Origin of the sequence: Actinokineospora auranticolor (assembly GCF_002934265.1) — a bacterium.
GTDB classification, from domain to species: domain Bacteria; phylum Actinomycetota; class Actinomycetes; order Mycobacteriales; family Pseudonocardiaceae; genus Actinokineospora; species Actinokineospora auranticolor.
The window spans coordinates 650,828-665,067 of sequence record NZ_PTIX01000001.1; the positions used below are offsets into that span (position 1 = coordinate 650,828).

Here is a 14,240-nt window from a genome sequence, read left to right on the forward strand (position 1 = left end):
GGGTGGTGTGGCTCCCAAGAGTGATGATCACGAACCCCATCGGGGGACCGCACCCGGCGCGCGGCGCCCTACCGTGGGGGTATGCACACGCGGAACGGACAGCGGGCGACCGTGGTGGCGGCGACCGCGGTGTTCGTGGCGGCCGCCGCCTCGGCCGGTGGGGTGATCTCGGGGCGGTTGTGGGACTGGGCCGTGTGGCCGGTCGCGGTGGCGCTCGGCGCGGCCGTCGCGGGGCCGCTGCCGTGGTGGCGGACAAGACCCTTCCCGGCGTGGCTGGTGGCCTGCGCCGCGACGGTGGCGACGCGGCTGCTGGAGGTCTGGCTCGCGGTCCCGCCCGGCCTGCTGACCACCGCCGCGGTCTTCGCGCTGACCCCGCTGCTGGTCGGCGTCGGCATGGCCCTGCGCCGCCCCCGCGCGCTGGCGGTCGCGGCGATCACGGTGGTGGTCATGGCGTTCACCCAGCCCGGCGCCGACTTCGGCGTCGTGCTGCTCGCCGCCGTGACCGCGACCCTGCTGGGCATGGCCACCGCCGCGCGGAGCCGGGCGGAGGCCGAACTGGACCGGGAACGGCTGCGCCAGGAGACCCTCGCCGCCCGGGCCCGGATCGCCCGGGAACTGCACGACGTCGTGGCGCACCACATGTCGCTCGTCGCCGTCCGCGCGGAAACCGCGCCGTACCGGCTCGCCGAGGTGCCCGACGCGACCGCCGCCGAGTTCGCCGACATCGCCGCCGCGTCCCGGTCCGCGCTGGCCGAGATGCGGGTGCTGCTCGGCGTCCTGCGCGCCGACACCGAGGCCGACCGCGCGCCCCAGCCCACCGTCGCCGACCTGCCCGACCTGGTCGACCGCGCCCGCGCGTTGGGCGCCGAGGTCCACCTGGCGCTCGACGAGCCGAGTCGCGGGCTGTCCGGTGTCCGCGCGCTCGCCGTGCACCGGATCGCGCAGGAGGCGTTGAGCAACGCCGTCGCGCACGCGCCCGGGCAGGCCGTCGACCTCTCGATCACCACGGCGGGCGGGGTGGTGGTCGTCGAGTCGCGCAACCGGCTCACCAGCACCGCGCACGGCACCGGGCTCGGGGTGCTCGGGATGCGGGAACGGGCCGAACTCCTCGGCGGCACCCTGGTGGTGGACCGGACCGGCGACGAGTTCCTGGTCCGCGCGGAGATCCCCGTCCCCCGCGCGGAGACCGCGTGATCACCGTGGTCGTGGTGGACGACCAACCGGTGGTGCGCGAGGGGTTCGCCGCGCTGCTGGACCGCCAGGACGACATCTGCGTCGCGGGCACCGCGGGCGACGGCGAACACGCCTTGGCGCTGTGCGGGCGGGAACGGCCGGACGTGGTGCTCATGGATGTCCGGATGCCCGTCCTCGACGGGGTCGCCGCGACCGGCAGGCTGGTGGCGGACCACCCGGACACCCGGGTCCTGATGCTCACCACCTTCGACATCGACGAGTACGTCTACGCGGCGCTGCGCGCGGGCGCGAGCGGCTTCCTGCTCAAGGACGCGACCGCGGCCGACCTCGTCGCCGCCGTCCGCGCGGTCGCCTCGGGCGGCGCACTCCTGGCCCCGACCGTCACCCGCCGCCTCGTCGAGCGGTTCGTGGCGCAGGACCCGCTGCCACCGGACAGCACCGCGATATCCCGGCTGACACCCCGCGAACGGGAAGTCCTCACCCTGGTGGCGCGTGGGCTGTCGAACGCGGAGGTGGCCCGCGCGCTGCACCTGGCCGAGGAGACGATCAAGACCCACGTCGGCCGGGTCCTCGGCAAGCTGGGGCTGCGGGACCGCGTGCAGGCCGTGGTCTTCGCCTACGAGAACGGCGTCGTCACGCCGCGGGCGGGCGGCTACGGTCGACCGCGTGCCCCGACTCGCCATGGTGAACCTCAAAGCCCGGGATGACGCGGCGCTCGGCCGGTTCTGGGCCGCGGTGCTCGACTGGGTCGTGTTCCACGAGGGGCCCGGTTCGACCGCGCTCGGACCGGCGGGCTTCGCCTGGCCGGACCCGGACGCCCTCTGCCTCGACGTCGTCGCGGTCCCGGACCCCGAGGCGGTGCGCGGCCGCGTGCGCCTCGACCTCGCCGCCGCCTCCGCGACCCACCAGGCGGAGTTGGTGGCGCGCCTGGTGGCGTCGGGGGCGAAGCGCGTCGGCGGTGGTGACGAGCCGTGGACCACCCTGACCGACCCGGAGGGCAACGTCTTCCGCGTGCGGCGGGAGACCGACCGGGACACCGGGCCGATCGCCGCGGTGGTGGTCGGCTGCGCGGATCCCCGTGCCATGGCCCGGTTCTGGGGCACGGCGATGGCGTGGACCACGCACGAGGCGCGCGACGACCGCGCGAGACTGCGCGCGGCCACGGGGATCGGCCCCTACCTGGAGTTCGTCCCCGACCCGCTCGTCACCCGGAACCGCTTCCACCTCGACCTCACCCCGAGTCCGCGCGCGGACCACCCGGCCGAAGTGGCCCGGCTGCGGACCCTCGGCGCCGCCGACGCCGACATCGGTCAGGGCGCGGTGCCGTGGGCCGTCCTGGCGGACCCGGAGGGCAACCGGTTCTGCGTCCTCACCCGCTAGCGGGTGAGGCGCACCGGGAGGCTCGTCAGGCCGCGGTTGCGGAACGACGGCAGCCACCGGGGTTCGAAGTCGGGGGTGGCGGGTGCGCAGCCGCGCGCCAGCAGGGCCGCGATCGCGATGCCCGCCTCCACCTGGCTCAGCCGCGAGCCGAAGCTGCGGTGCGGGCCGTGCCCGTAGCTCAGGTGGGGGTTGGGGTCGCGCCGGAGGTCGAGGGTGTTCGGGTCCGCGAAGACCGCCGGGTCGCGGTTCGCCGCCGCGATGCCCAGCAGCACGGTGTCGCCCGCCGGGATCACGGTTCCCGCGATCTCCACGTCCGTCCGCGGGAACCGGCGGATGGCGAACTGGAGCGGCTGGTCGTAGCGGGTCAGCTCCTCGACCGCCGACGGCAGCACATCCGGGTGGGCACGCAGGTCCGCCAGCTGCTCCGGCGCGGCGAACAGCGCCCACACGCCGTTGCCGATGAGGTTGACCAGGTTCTCGTAGCCCGCCCACAGCCCCAGGAACGCCAGCGACACCAACTCGGCCTCGCTGAGCCGGTCCTCCTCGTCGCGCACCGCGATCAGGGCGGACAGCAGGTCGTCGGCCGGCGCCGCGCGCTTGGCCGCGACCAGGTCGACCAGGAACCCGTACATGGCGGCCACCGCGTCCCGGGCGGCCGTCGGCGGCTGGTCCGGGCGCGGGGTGAGCAGCACGCTCGTCCACGAGCGGAACCGGTCCCGGTCGGCGGCGGGTACGCCGAGCAGGTCGCCGATCACCCGCACCGGCAGCGGCGCGGCGAACGCGGCGATCAGGTCGACGGGCTCGCCGACCGGTACCGCGTCGAGCAGTTCGGTCGCGGCCGCCTCGATCGCCGGTGCCAGCGCCGCCACCCGCTTCGGGGTGAACGCGCCCGCGATCAGGGCGCGCAGGCGGGTGTGGTCCGGCGGGTCGAGGTTGAGCAGGTTGGCGTCGAGCGCGGGCGGCAGCGCGAAGCCCCGGTAGCCCGCGCCCGCGTTGGCCCGGTCCAGGGACAGCCGCGGATCGGCGAGCCCGGCCCGCACGTCGGCGTACCCGGTCACCACCCACGCCTTGGCACCGTCCGGTGTGGACACGTGGTGCGCGCCGCCGTCGGCGCGCAGGCGCGCGTAGGTGGGGTGCGGGTCGGCGAAGAACTCGGCGTCGAAAAGTTCGCTCATCGGTTCCCCACCTTAGCGCGGCCGTCCGCGGTGAAGGCCCGCGATACCCGGACCAGCCAGTCGGTGCCGGTGTCGTGCGGCGGCGCCTCGGATTCCGGGCGCGTGACCGCGTCGGGGCCGTCGCGCAGCGCGGCGGCGATGGCGGCGGCCTCGACCGACGCCCGAAGGTCCGCGCCCGCCAACCCGGCTTCCCGCCCCCGCGCCGTCGCCGCCTCCACCACCGAGGGGTCCTGGTACGGCTGGAGCCACCGGATGCCGTCGCGGATCTCCACGACCCGCCGGTGCAGGCGGAAGTCCAGGTCCCGCACCGCGCGTCGCGGCGCCTGCCGGTCGAGCACGAGGTCCGGGTTCGCCTCGCTCAACGCCGCCCACAGCGGGTAGAGGTCGTTGTGGCGCCGGTAATCGCGCATCCGCACGCGCAGGGCGCTCACCTGCGGCCCCCACCCCGGCACGCTCCACCCGATCAACGTGAGGATGCCGCCCAACCCGGCACCCAACCGCGCCACGAACTCCCACCGCTGCGGGTCCAACCCCAGCGGCGCGGCGATGACGTCCGCGTAGCGGGCCGCCGAGTACAGCAGGCCACCGGTGGCCCCGATGGCCGCCATGCGCAGCCCACGGCGCAGCCAGGGGCCTTCCAGGGCCCGCGCGTGCCGCACGCACCGCGACACCAGCACCGCCTCGGTCACCGCGAACGCGGTCACGTAGAGCATCAGGTAGACCGAATACAGCCCTTTACCGGCAAACCGGATCGCGGCCGTCGTCGTGTCTTCTTCTGTGAGGTCGGCCAAGGCGAACAGCACGGCCATCGCCACTACTACGGCGCCGAAACCCACCACCTGCCGACGCACCATGGGACGGGCGTGTTCGGCGTCGTGCGCCCAGAACGTCAACGCGGCCAACTGCGTCGCGGCCACCCCGATCACGCTGCCCTGCGACAGCAGCAGCGACAGGTTGGGCACACCGGCCGACCGGTCGACCAGCGCCCACACGCGCGGGTCGCTGATGGTGAACGTCAACCCCATGAACAGGAAGAACAACGCCACCGCGACCGCGGCCGGACCGCGACCCGGGCGGGACAGCGCGGGCAGCTTGAACAGCAGGCTGACCCACGCCACCCCCGCGCACAGCGGGTAGAGGACCGCGTTCACCGGCCGCTACACCGCTTCGGGGTGCGTCGAGTGGTTGAGCGAGCCCGCGATCCGCGCCGCCACGTCGTCACCCGGCGGGGGAGCGCCGCGCAGCACCTCGCCGAGCAGGTACGCCAGCACCTCGGCCTGCTGCTCCTGCTCGTCGCTGTAGGTGGTGCGGCCCAGCATGTCGCGCACCAGCGCCGGGTCGATGTCCGGGAAGAACACCGCCGCCGTGTCCGCGTCGAGGTGGCCGCCGCCGCGGTGGCAGCAGATCATGTGCCCGATCTCGTGCAGGATGATGTGCTCCTGGTGCGCCGCCGGGGCGGCCTCGTCGAAGAAGATCCAGTCCGCGTCGCCGGTGGCGACCCAGATGCCGCACGGCTGCGACGCGAGCATCGCCACCGGGACCACGTGCAGCGGCCGCCCGCGCGCCCGCGCCAGGTGCGCGCACAGCCCGGCCAGGTCGGTGTGCGGTGGCAGTTCGAGCCCGGCCAGCAGGGCGGCGCAGTCGCGGCGCACCCGGCGCAGTCCCCGACGCGGCACGGCTTTCAGTCCTCGGGCCGGTCGGTGTCGGTGTCTGTGACGGGCGGCAGGCCGCGCTGCCTGCGGGCCTGGTCGAGCAGGGCCGTGATCAGGTCCAGGTTCGACCGCGGCAGGCCGACCGCGCGCTGCGCGATGCCGACGACGCCGCGCTCGCGCAGCATCGCCAGCTGCTCGAGCTGCGCGCGCACCCGCTCGCCGTGGCCGTCCTCGTCGTCGAAGAAGTAGCTCGGGTTGACCCCGAAGAACCGCGCCAGCGCCACCAGCAGGTCCATCGACGGGCTCGTCCGGCGGCCGGTGCGCAGCATGGACAGGTACGGGCCGCTGACCCGCAGGTCCGGGTTCGCCTTCTTGACCTCGGCGGCCACCTCGGCGTTGGACCACTGCCTGCCGCGCGGGAGGCTCACCCGGAACAGCCGGTCCAGCCGGGCGCCCAGCGAGGTCCCGGGCCGCTCGGCGGATGTCCCCGCCGCACCACCGGTTTCGGGATCCCCCACGGTTGGCCACCCTTTCGTGACTGTGACTCCCCCACAAGTCTCGCAGGGTAACTGTGAGTTGACAACGGGCCCGCACCGCTGCGTACCATGGCCACGCATGGGTTAACTGCCAGTTAGTGGTGGTGACCGGACTCGACGCGCGGCGCTCGGCCGCGGCTGATCGGGGAGAAAAAAAGGAGTTCCGCGCTCAACCGGCCTGGGGGTTACCGGGAGCGCGGAACTTCATCAAGCGTAGTACGAACTCGGCGATTGTGCACACCGACCCCCCGAATTCGTGTCCTCGGCGTGTCCTCGCGCCGGTCAGAGCCGGTAATCGAGGGTCGCTCACGAGCGCCGGGACCGGTCGCGCCCCGGGGTGAGGGGTCCGGGGGCGCGGCCGATCCCGGGTCGGATCGTCGGATGACCGGGCGTCGCCGCCGCGGGTCAGGGGTGGGACTGCTCCCGGTCCTGCGGCCCCGGTTGGGTGGGGACGTGCGGGCCCGCGGCGCCCACCACGGCGACCTGGTTGCGGCCGTTCTGCTTGGCGACGTCGAGCGCCTGGTCCGCCAGCTCCTGCAGGTCCGCCAGGGTCGTGGCGTGCTGCGGCGCGCAGGCCACGCCGATCGAGATCGTCACCCGCGGCACCTCGCGTCCCAAGTGGACGGACGGGCCGTCCGCCGGGGTGGTGATCGTCGTGCCCAGGGCCTCGACACCCGCCCGGATCCGCTCGGCGATCTTCAGCGTCTCGGCCGGGTGGGTGTCGGGCAGCACCGCGGTCAGCTCCTCGCCGCCCCACCGGGCCACGAGGTCACCCGCCCGGGTGTTCTGCCGCAGCGCGCGGGCCACGGCCTGCAGCACCTGGTCACCGCCGAAGTGGCCGAGGCGGTCGTTCCACCGCTTGAAGTGGTCGAGGTCGAGCATCAGCACGCCGGTCGGCCTGCCGTTGAGGCGGTCCAGCCGGATCGCGGCGGTGGCCAGGGGCAGGAAGCCGCGGCGGTTGCTCAACCCCGTCAACGGGTCGGTCGTGGCGTCGGCCTCGAGCCGGTCGCGGTCGGCCGTGCGCATCGCCAGGCTGCCCAGCAGGCGGGTTTCCATGACCGCCACCGCCAGCACGCCGAACAGCGCCACCGGGGTGATGGCGGCGGCCCCCACGGCCCCGAGGCCGACGAGCAGGGTGTGCAGCAGCAGGAGGTTGTCCTCCCGGCTGCCCCAGGTCTCGCCCAACCGCCAGGTGCGGAAGCGGACCGCGCGGTACACGCCGACGATCGTCCCCTCCACCAGGAAGTACACCAGGGCCGCCAGCACGAACAGCGCGGTGATCCGCAGCCCGCCCGCGTCGGGTTCGGTCAACCCGTCGTAGGGGCGGCCGGAGCCCACCATGAGACCCCGCAGCAGGCTCACGAACGCCACCGACAGCAGCACCGCGGCGGTGTTGCTCACCCACAGGGTCAACGGCCGCATCGCGATGCGCCAGCGGCGCACCCGCACCATGACGACCAGCGCCCCGGCCAGCATCGGCGGCAGCAGCAGGGCCGAGCTGAAGAACCAGATCGAGGCCTGGTCGATGAACTCGACGGTGCCGCGCTGCCTGCGCATGCTCCGGCGGCGCTTCTCGCTCGCCGCGGTGACCTCGGTGTAGGCCAGCGCGCACGCGCACAGCATCGCGAACAGACCCCAGTCCGCCGTCGTGATCCCCGGCGCCCGCGTCACGGCGTAGGCCAGCCCGACCACGCCGACCAGGTTGGTGATCAGCAGCACGACGCCCGTCGGCACGCCGAACTGCCAGAGGCCCCACCGGGTCGGGTGCAGTGCCGACCGCGCGCGCTCGGGCCCGCGCACCCCCGCGAAGGGGCACTCCGGGCCGTCGTTTCCCCCCATACCGCATGCCTCCCCTGAGCCGCCCACCCGTGCCGGGGTGGGCGCGCGCATCACGCGAGGCTGACCTGGCGCGGGCGGGCTCGGGTCGGCGCGACTGCGAACGCGCCCCGGAGCGACCGGACTCCTGGGCGGGTGCACGGGCGCGGCGCGGGCGGCTCGTCGGTCGTTCCCCTGGACCTGACGAGCCACCGGGGTGCGCCCCCGGCTCCCGGCGTCGCGCGATCGTCCCCCCGCGTCCCCCCGCTTGAGTTTCCTCGCGAGGAAACCATAGGGCAGTTCGCATCCCGGACAACCGAATTGGGCTGAACCACTCATTCGGCGGAGCGGGTGATCGCGACCGGGCCAGCGAGGTGAGGCCGATAGGGGGACGCGCCGTCACACTCGCGGCGTAGCGCGCGGCGGCCGTTCGCGGGAGGGGGGCCACCCTGAGCTGTCGGGTGAACGCGAACAGCGCCCGCGTCGGGCGTGGGGCACCCGGTCCGCCGGTAGGGCCGTTCGACCCTCCCGTTTCCCGTTGTGGACCGGACCATTTCCTCTTGTGTCCACTGTTGACGGTGTGCGGTTCTCGTTGGCCCGCAGGGGATCGGGGCCGAAACGCGCTGCCGCCGTTCAGCGGAGCGTCACCCCCCGGTACGCGGATAACATCGAGAATCCCCCGATTCCCCAGGAGGACGGGCATGACGCAGACCGCGCCGGTGGTTCCCGACCGTGGCGGGTTCCCTTTCCTCGACATCACCGCACCGGACTTCACCTACGACGCACCGGAAGTCGCCGCCGCGCGCGACCGCAGCTGGTGCGCCGAGAGTCCGATCGGCCTCCTGGTGCTTCGGCACGCCGAGGCCCAGCAGCTGGTGCGCGATCCGCGCCTGACCCACGACGGCGCCCGGTTCATGGCGATGAGCGGCGTCGCCGACGGGCCCGTGTACGACTGGTGGGTCCCGATGATGGTCAACCACGACGGCGTCGACCACCGCAGGCTGCGCGGCCTGGTGCAGAAGGCGTTCACCCCGCGCACCCTCGACCGGCTGCGCCCCTTCACCCGGGCGCGGGCCCGGCAGTTGGCGGGTGACCTGGTCGGCGCGGGCACGACGGACTTCTACGCCGCGTGCGCCGACCCGCTGCCGCTGGCGGTCATGTCGGCGCTGCTCGGCGTGCCGTCGGAGGACGTCGGCGTGTTCGGCACCTGGACGACCGACCTCGGGCTGGTGCTCAGCCTGATCCACGAGCGGTCGTTCCTGGACCGGGTGGTCGCCGCGGTGGTCGGGCTCGACGGCTACGTCGACCACCTGATGGACCTGCGCGCCGCCGAGCCCGGCGAGGACGTGGTGTCCGCGCTGGTCTCCGAGCGCGTGGCCGAGGGCGTGGTCACCCGGGAGGAACTGCGGAACCTGTTGGTGACGCTGGTGTTCGCCGCGCACGACACCACGCGCCACCAGCTCGCCAACGCCATGGTCGTCTTCGCCGAGCACCCCGACCAGTGGCGGCTGCTGACCCGGCGGCCCGAACTGGTGCCGGACGCGGTGCAGGAGCTGATGCGGTGGGCGCCCTCGGCGGCCAGCGTGTTCCGCTTCGCGGGCGAGGACTTCGAGTTCGGCGGTCGCCTGATCGAGCGGGACGAGTTCCTGCTCGTCCTGGCCCCGATCGTGCAGCGCGACCCGCTGGCGTACCGCGACGGCGACGCCTTCGACATCACCGCGACCGGCCGCGCCCCGCTGATCCAGTTCGGCGGCGGACCGCACCACTGCCTCGGTGCCGCGCTGGCCCGGATCGAACTGGAGGAGGCGCTGGCCGCGATGACGGCCGTGCTCGGTCCGCCGGTCGTCACCGAACCGGTCACCTGGCGGCCGCCGATCGGCATCCTGGGACCGACGGCCCTGTCCGTCCGGTTCGAAAGCCCCTAGCGGCGAACCCGGTCACGGGCGCGCAATCCCGTGCCCGTGACCGGGTCGACGTGGCGGGAACCGGCCCCGGTGTACTTCTATGGGGGAATGCGTACCCAGGTCGCCATCATCGGGGCGGGCCCCGCCGGTTTGCTGCTGTCCCACCTGCTCGGCGCCGCGGGCGTCGAGTCCGTCGTGCTGGAGACCCGGTCCCAGGAGTACGTCCTGGCCCGGATCCGCGCGGGCATCCTGGAGGACACGTCGGTCCGGTTGCTGGAGTCGGTCGGCCTGGCCGACCGGCTGCGCCGCGAGTCGATGCCGCACCGGGGGATCTACCTGCAGTGGCCGGGGGAGCGCCACCACCTGGACTTCGTCGACCTGGTCGGCCGGGGCATCCACGTCTACGGCCAGACCGACCTCACCCGCGATCTCGTCGACGCTCGCGAACGCGCCGGGCAGGCGCTGGTCTACGAGGTCACGGGAACCGCGCCGCACGACATCGACACCGACCGCCCGTCGGTGACCTATGTCGATCGCGACGGCAACCCCGGGCGCGTCGAGGCCGACGTCGTGGTCGGCTGCGACGGGTCGTTCGGCCCCAGCAGGCAGGCCATCCCCGAGGACCGGCGGCGGACCTGGGAACGCGCCTACCCGTACGCCTGGCTCGGCGTGCTCGCCGACGTCGCGCCGTCCACCGACGAGCTCATCTACGCCCGCCACCCCGACGGGTTCGCCATGCACTCCATGCGCTCGGACACCGTCAGCAGGCTCTACCTGCAGGTGCCGCCGGGGGAGGACATCGCGGCGTGGTCCGACGACCGGATCTGGACGGCGCTCGGCACCCGCCTCGACGTCGACGGCTGGACGCTCACCCCGGGCCCGATCACCGAGAAGTCCGTGCTGCCCATGCGCGCCGCCGTCACCGGCCCGATGCGCCACGGCAGGCTGTTCCTGGCGGGCGACGCCGCGCACATCGTGCCGCCGACCGGCGCCAAGGGCCTGAACCTGGCCATCGCCGACGTGGCCGTGCTCGCCCCCGCGGTGACCGCGCTGCTGCGCGGCGACGAGCGGCTCGCCGCCGAGTACGCCACGACGGCCGCCCGCCGGGTGTGGCGGTGCCAGCACTTCTCGTGGTGGATGACCACCATGCTGCACACCGGCGACGACCCGTTCGACGAACAGGTCCAGCTCGCCCAACTGCGCTGGGTCGTCGAGAGCGAAGCGGGCGCGCGGGGCCTGGCCGAGAACTACACCGGGTTGACGTTGGACGGCGCGTAGCAGGCACCGGATGTCCACAATGGTCCGCGATCCCCGGCGGGCCCGGATCGCCTACGTCAGGCAGAGTTCGTTGCCCTCCGGGTCGGCGATGGTGATCCAGGCGAACGGTCCCTGCTGGGCGCGGTGCAGCAGGGTGGCGCCCTTGGCCGTCAACCGCGCCAGCTCGGCTTCCTGGTTCTCCTTGCCCACGCGGACGTCGAGGTGGACGCGGTTCTTGACCGCCTTGGACTCCGGCACGACCTGGAACAGGATGCGCCTGCCGTCGGGGTGGCGGATCGCGGCGCCGACGCGCCACACCAGGACGCCGTTGTGCGTCTTGGTGTCGGACTCGGCGGCGTGCCCCTTGGCCACCAGGTCCCGGATCATGGCCTCGTCGCTGGGCTCGACCGCCCAGCCCAGCGCGTCGGCCCACCAGTCGGCGAGGGTGTGCGGGTCGGCGCTGTCGAAGGTCACTTGCACGTCATAAGCCATGCGCCGCAGTGTAGGGGCGGGCACCGACAACGACCGGTCAGCGGAACTCGAAGAACACCGTTTCCCCTGGTCCTTGCAACCGGATGTCGAACCGGTACCGGCGGTCCGTCTCGCGGGTGGCGACCAGCGTGGACAGTCGGTCGGACAGCGCCGCGAGCGCCGGGTCCGCGCTCAGCAGCGAAGAGTGCTCGGGTAGGTAGATCCGGGTGTACAGGTGGTGCAGCAGACCCCGCGCGAAGACGGCCACGGCGAGGTAAGGGGTCGCACCGGGATGGTGAGGGCCCGGTGGCACGGTGTGCACCGCCCAGTGACCGTCGGCGTCGGTGGGGATACGGGCGAACCCGGTGAAGGCGGTGCCGTCGCGGCCCAGGACCGCGTCGGTGACGGGGTCCCGGCGGATGGTGCCGACCGCCGTGGAGCGCGCGCCTTCGGCGTCGGTCTGCCAGATCTCCACCAACGCGTCCGGGATGGGCTGGTCGGCGCCGTCGAGCACCCGGCCGTGGACGGTGATCGCGCCTTCCGCGTCGCGCGACACGATCTCGGCGCCACGGGTGAACGGTAGGGCGTAACCGAAGAAGGGACCGATGGTCTGCGCGGGGGTGGGTGGTAGGTCCATCACAGGTCCTCGTCCTCGAACAGTGTCGCCGATGGACCGTCGAGCACGATGTCCCACCGGTAGCCGAGCGACCACTCCGGCACCGAGAGGTCGTGGTCGTAGGTCGCCACCAGGCGTTCCCTCGCCGACTGGTCGGTGACCGCCTGGAGGATGGGGTCGTAGGGGAACAGCGGGTCGCCGGGGAAGTACATCTGCGTCACCATGCGCTGGGTGAACGCGGTGCCGAACAGCGAGAAGTGGATGTGCGCGGGGCGCCAGGCGTTGTCGTGGTTGCGCCACGGGTAGGCGCCGGGGCGGATCGTGGTGAAGGCGTAGCGGCCGTCGTCGTCGGTCAGGCAGCGGCCGAAACCGGTGAAGTACGGGTCCAGCGGCGCCGGGTGCTGGTCGACCTGGTGGGCGTACCGACCGGCCGCGTTGGCCTGCCACACCTCGACGAGCTGCCCGCGCACGGGTTTGCCGGAGCGGTCCGTCACGACCCCGGTCACGGTGATCCGCTGCCCTTGGGGCTCACCGGGTCCGCCCCGGGTCAGGTCACTGTCCAGTGCGGTCACATCGGTCACGCCGAAGACCGGGCCGCTCAGCTCCACGGCCTCCGGGTCGCGCACGACGGCCAGGGCCTGCTCGGGGTGCCGCAGGACGCTGCTGCGGTACGGGCCGTAGTCGCGGTGCGGGTGGAAACCGCCGGGCAGCGCGGACAGCCGGGCGATCGCGGCGTCGATCTCGCGCTGCGTGGGGAGTTCGGTCATGGGTGCTCCGGTGTGCGCACGGGCGCGGCGGTGTTCGCCGCGATGTCGGCCTCGATGGTGCCGGGCGCGAGTTCGACCAGCGCCAACCCGGATCCGGTGATGTCGAAGACGCCCAGGTCGGTGATGACGCGGTCCACGCACGCGCGGCCGGTCAGCGGCAGCGTGCACTCGGGTACCAGCTTGGCGGTGCCGTCCTTGGCGGTGTGCGTCATGACGACCACGACCCGGCGGGCGCCGTGCACCAGGTCCATGGCGCCGCCGATGCCGGTGACGAGCTTGCCGGGCACCGCCCAGTTGGCGAGGTCGCCGCGCGCGGAGACCTGCATGGCGCCCAGCACCGCGGTGTCGATGTGCCCGCCGCGGATCATCCCGAAGGACAGCGCCGAGTCGAAGTAGCTCGCCCCGGGCAGGACGGTCACGGTTTGCTTGCCCGCGTTGATGAGGTCGGGGTCCACCGCGTCCTCGGTGGGGAACGGCCCGGTGCCGAGCACGCCGTTCTCCGAGTGCAGCACGACCCGCACGCCGTCGGGCAGGAAGTCCGGGATGAGCGTGGGCAGGCCGATGCCGAGGTTGACGTGCTCGCCGTCGCCGAGCTCACGAGCCGCGCGGGCGGCCATCTCGTCGCGTGTCCAGGGCATCAGGGCTCCCGCCGCACGGTGCGCTGCTCGATCTTCTTGTCCGCCGCCTGCTCGGCGGTCAACTCGACCACGCGCTGCACGAAGACGCCGGGCAGGTGCACGTGGTCCGGGTCGATGTCACCGGGCTCGACCAGCTCCTCGACCTCGGCGATCGTGACCCGGCCCGCCATCGCGGCCAGCGGGTTGAAGTTGCGCGCGGACTTGGCGAACACCAGGTTGCCGTGCCGGTCCCCGCGCGCGGCCCGGACCAGGGCGAAGTCGGTGGTGATGCCGCGTTCCAGCAGGTACTCGACCCCGTCGAAGACCCGGGTCTCCTTGGCCGGGGAGGCCAGCGCGACACCGCCGTCACCTGCGTAGCGCCACGGGAGCCCGCCCTCGGCGACCTGCGTGCCCACCCCCGCGGGGGTGTAGAACGCCGGGATGCCGCAGCCGCCCGCGCGCAGCCGCTCGGCGAGCGTGCCCTGCGGGATCAGCTCGACCTCCAGCTCACCGGCCAGGTACTGGCGGGCGAACTCGGCGTTGGTGCCGATGTAGGACCCCGTCACCCGGGCGATGCGGCCCGCCGCGAGCAGCACCGCCAGCCCGGACTCCATCGCGCCGCAGTTGTTCGACACCACGCGCAGGTCACGGGTACCGGCCGCGTGCAGCGCCGTGATCAGCGCGGTCGGCACGCCCGCCAGCCCGAAGCCCCCAACCGCCAGGCTGGCGCCGTCGGCCACGTCCGCCACCGCGTCCGCCGCGGTGGCCACCACCTTGTCCATCCGACTCCTGTTCGTCAGGTGAACATTGTTTCACTCGACAGCCATGAGTCTTGTCCGGCCGGGAGCGTGTGTCA

The 14,240-nt window shown here is 73.4% G+C and carries 15 protein-coding genes; 5 read left to right on the forward strand and 10 right to left on the reverse strand.

The window, feature by feature from the left end; translation table 11 throughout:
* Nucleotides 1-81 precede the first annotated feature (81 nt).
* Genes CLV40_RS02750 through CLV40_RS02760 form a run of 3 tightly spaced genes read left to right on the forward strand, consistent with a single transcriptional unit; the run spans nucleotide 82 to nucleotide 2,574 of the window.
* A complete protein-coding gene (locus CLV40_RS02750) occupies nucleotides 82-1,194 on the forward strand; it encodes a sensor histidine kinase (protein WP_104476509.1) in 1,113 nt (370 codons plus the stop codon).
* Entirely contained in the window at nucleotides 1,191-1,901 is a 711-nt protein-coding gene (locus tag CLV40_RS02755) for a response regulator (RefSeq protein WP_104476511.1), read from the forward strand. Before CLV40_RS02750 ends, CLV40_RS02755 begins: the two co-directional genes overlap by 4 nt.
* The gene (locus CLV40_RS02760; protein WP_245930978.1) at nucleotides 1,861-2,574 is read left to right on the forward strand and encodes a VOC family protein; all 714 of its coding nucleotides are present in this window, start codon (nucleotides 1,861-1,863) and stop codon (nucleotides 2,572-2,574) included. Before CLV40_RS02755 ends, CLV40_RS02760 begins: the two co-directional genes overlap by 41 nt.
* Here the strand turns inward: CLV40_RS02760 and CLV40_RS02765 are convergent.
* The 5 genes from CLV40_RS02765 to CLV40_RS02785 form a co-directional block, all read right to left on the reverse strand.
* Nucleotides 2,571-3,749: a cytochrome P450 family protein gene (locus CLV40_RS02765; protein WP_104476513.1), complete on the reverse strand. Its 1,179-nt coding sequence runs from the start codon at nucleotides 3,747-3,749 to the stop codon at nucleotides 2,571-2,573. The genes CLV40_RS02760 and CLV40_RS02765 overlap by 4 nt on opposite strands.
* On the reverse strand, nucleotides 3,746-4,900 hold the full coding sequence (locus CLV40_RS02770) for an MAB_1171c family putative transporter (RefSeq protein ID WP_104476515.1): 1,155 nt from the start codon (nucleotides 4,898-4,900) through the stop codon (nucleotides 3,746-3,748). Before CLV40_RS02770 ends, CLV40_RS02765 begins: the two co-directional genes overlap by 4 nt.
* 6 nt (nucleotides 4,901-4,906) lie before the next feature.
* Nucleotides 4,907-5,425, reverse strand: a complete 519-nt coding sequence (locus CLV40_RS02775; RefSeq protein WP_104476517.1) for a hypothetical protein — start codon at nucleotides 5,423-5,425, stop codon at nucleotides 4,907-4,909.
* A gap of 5 nt (nucleotides 5,426-5,430) precedes the next feature.
* The gene (locus CLV40_RS02780; protein WP_245930980.1) at nucleotides 5,431-5,919 is read right to left on the reverse strand and encodes a helix-turn-helix domain-containing protein; all 489 of its coding nucleotides are present in this window, start codon (nucleotides 5,917-5,919) and stop codon (nucleotides 5,431-5,433) included.
* Between the two features lie 423 nt (nucleotides 5,920-6,342).
* Nucleotides 6,343-7,776, reverse strand: coding sequence for a GGDEF domain-containing protein (locus CLV40_RS02785; RefSeq protein ID WP_181043284.1), 1,434 nt, complete (start codon nucleotides 7,774-7,776; stop codon nucleotides 6,343-6,345).
* 677 nt (nucleotides 7,777-8,453) lie between these two features.
* Between CLV40_RS02785 and CLV40_RS02790 the strand changes: the two genes are divergently transcribed.
* Complete coding sequence (locus tag CLV40_RS02790; RefSeq protein ID WP_245930982.1) at nucleotides 8,454-9,677, forward strand: cytochrome P450; 1,224 nt, start codon at nucleotides 8,454-8,456, stop codon at nucleotides 9,675-9,677.
* Between the two features lie 87 nt (nucleotides 9,678-9,764).
* A complete protein-coding gene (locus tag CLV40_RS02795) occupies nucleotides 9,765-10,934 on the forward strand; it encodes a 4-hydroxybenzoate 3-monooxygenase (RefSeq protein ID WP_104476521.1) in 1,170 nt (389 codons plus the stop codon).
* A 51-nt stretch (nucleotides 10,935-10,985) separates the two neighbouring features.
* On the opposite strand, the gene CLV40_RS02800 is transcribed toward CLV40_RS02795, so the two are convergent.
* The 5 genes from CLV40_RS02800 to CLV40_RS02820 are packed head-to-tail and all read right to left on the reverse strand — an operon-like array spanning nucleotide 10,986 to nucleotide 14,166.
* Entirely contained in the window at nucleotides 10,986-11,405 is a 420-nt protein-coding gene (locus tag CLV40_RS02800) for a VOC family protein (protein ID WP_104476523.1), read from the reverse strand.
* Nucleotides 11,406-11,442: 37 nt separating this feature from the next.
* A complete protein-coding gene (pcaG, locus tag CLV40_RS02805) occupies nucleotides 11,443-12,021 on the reverse strand; it encodes a protocatechuate 3,4-dioxygenase subunit alpha (protein ID WP_104476524.1) in 579 nt (192 codons plus the stop codon).
* Nucleotides 12,021-12,767 (reverse strand): protocatechuate 3,4-dioxygenase subunit beta, encoded by a 747-nt coding sequence (pcaH, locus tag CLV40_RS02810; RefSeq protein WP_104476527.1) that lies wholly within the window; start codon nucleotides 12,765-12,767, stop codon nucleotides 12,021-12,023. Before pcaH ends, pcaG begins: the two co-directional genes overlap by 1 nt.
* A complete protein-coding gene (locus CLV40_RS02815; protein ID WP_104476529.1) occupies nucleotides 12,764-13,405 on the reverse strand; it encodes a 3-oxoacid CoA-transferase subunit B in 642 nt (213 codons plus the stop codon). The genes pcaH and CLV40_RS02815 overlap by 4 nt, the downstream gene beginning before the upstream one ends.
* On the reverse strand, nucleotides 13,405-14,166 hold the full coding sequence (locus tag CLV40_RS02820) for a CoA transferase subunit A (RefSeq protein WP_104476531.1): 762 nt from the start codon (nucleotides 14,164-14,166) through the stop codon (nucleotides 13,405-13,407). Before CLV40_RS02820 ends, CLV40_RS02815 begins: the two co-directional genes overlap by 1 nt.
* Between the last annotated feature and the right edge of the window lie 74 nt (nucleotides 14,167-14,240).

What these genes read in the sequence shown, in the direction of transcription:
- CLV40_RS02750 (WP_104476509.1), top strand. Translation starts at nt 82, where the DNA reads ATGCACACGCGGAACGGACAGCGGGCGACCGTGGTGGCGGCGACCGCG.
- CLV40_RS02765 (WP_104476513.1), bottom strand. Translation starts at nt 3,749, where the DNA reads ATGAGCGAACTTTTCGACGCCGAGTTCTTCGCCGACCCGCACCCCACC.
- CLV40_RS02785 (WP_181043284.1), bottom strand. Translation starts at nt 7,776, where the DNA reads ATGGGGGGAAACGACGGCCCGGAGTGCCCCTTCGCGGGGGTGCGCGGG.
- CLV40_RS02790 (WP_245930982.1), top strand. Translation starts at nt 8,454, where the DNA reads ATGACGCAGACCGCGCCGGTGGTTCCCGACCGTGGCGGGTTCCCTTTC.
- CLV40_RS02795 (WP_104476521.1), top strand. Translation starts at nt 9,765, where the DNA reads ATGCGTACCCAGGTCGCCATCATCGGGGCGGGCCCCGCCGGTTTGCTG.
- CLV40_RS02800 (WP_104476523.1), bottom strand. Translation starts at nt 11,405, where the DNA reads ATGGCTTATGACGTGCAAGTGACCTTCGACAGCGCCGACCCGCACACC.
- pcaG (WP_104476524.1), bottom strand. Translation starts at nt 12,021, where the DNA reads ATGGACCTACCACCCACCCCCGCGCAGACCATCGGTCCCTTCTTCGGT.
- pcaH (WP_104476527.1), bottom strand. Translation starts at nt 12,767, where the DNA reads ATGACCGAACTCCCCACGCAGCGCGAGATCGACGCCGCGATCGCCCGG.
- CLV40_RS02815 (WP_104476529.1), bottom strand. Translation starts at nt 13,405, where the DNA reads ATGCCCTGGACACGCGACGAGATGGCCGCCCGCGCGGCTCGTGAGCTC.
- CLV40_RS02820 (WP_104476531.1), bottom strand. Translation starts at nt 14,166, where the DNA reads ATGGACAAGGTGGTGGCCACCGCGGCGGACGCGGTGGCGGACGTGGCC.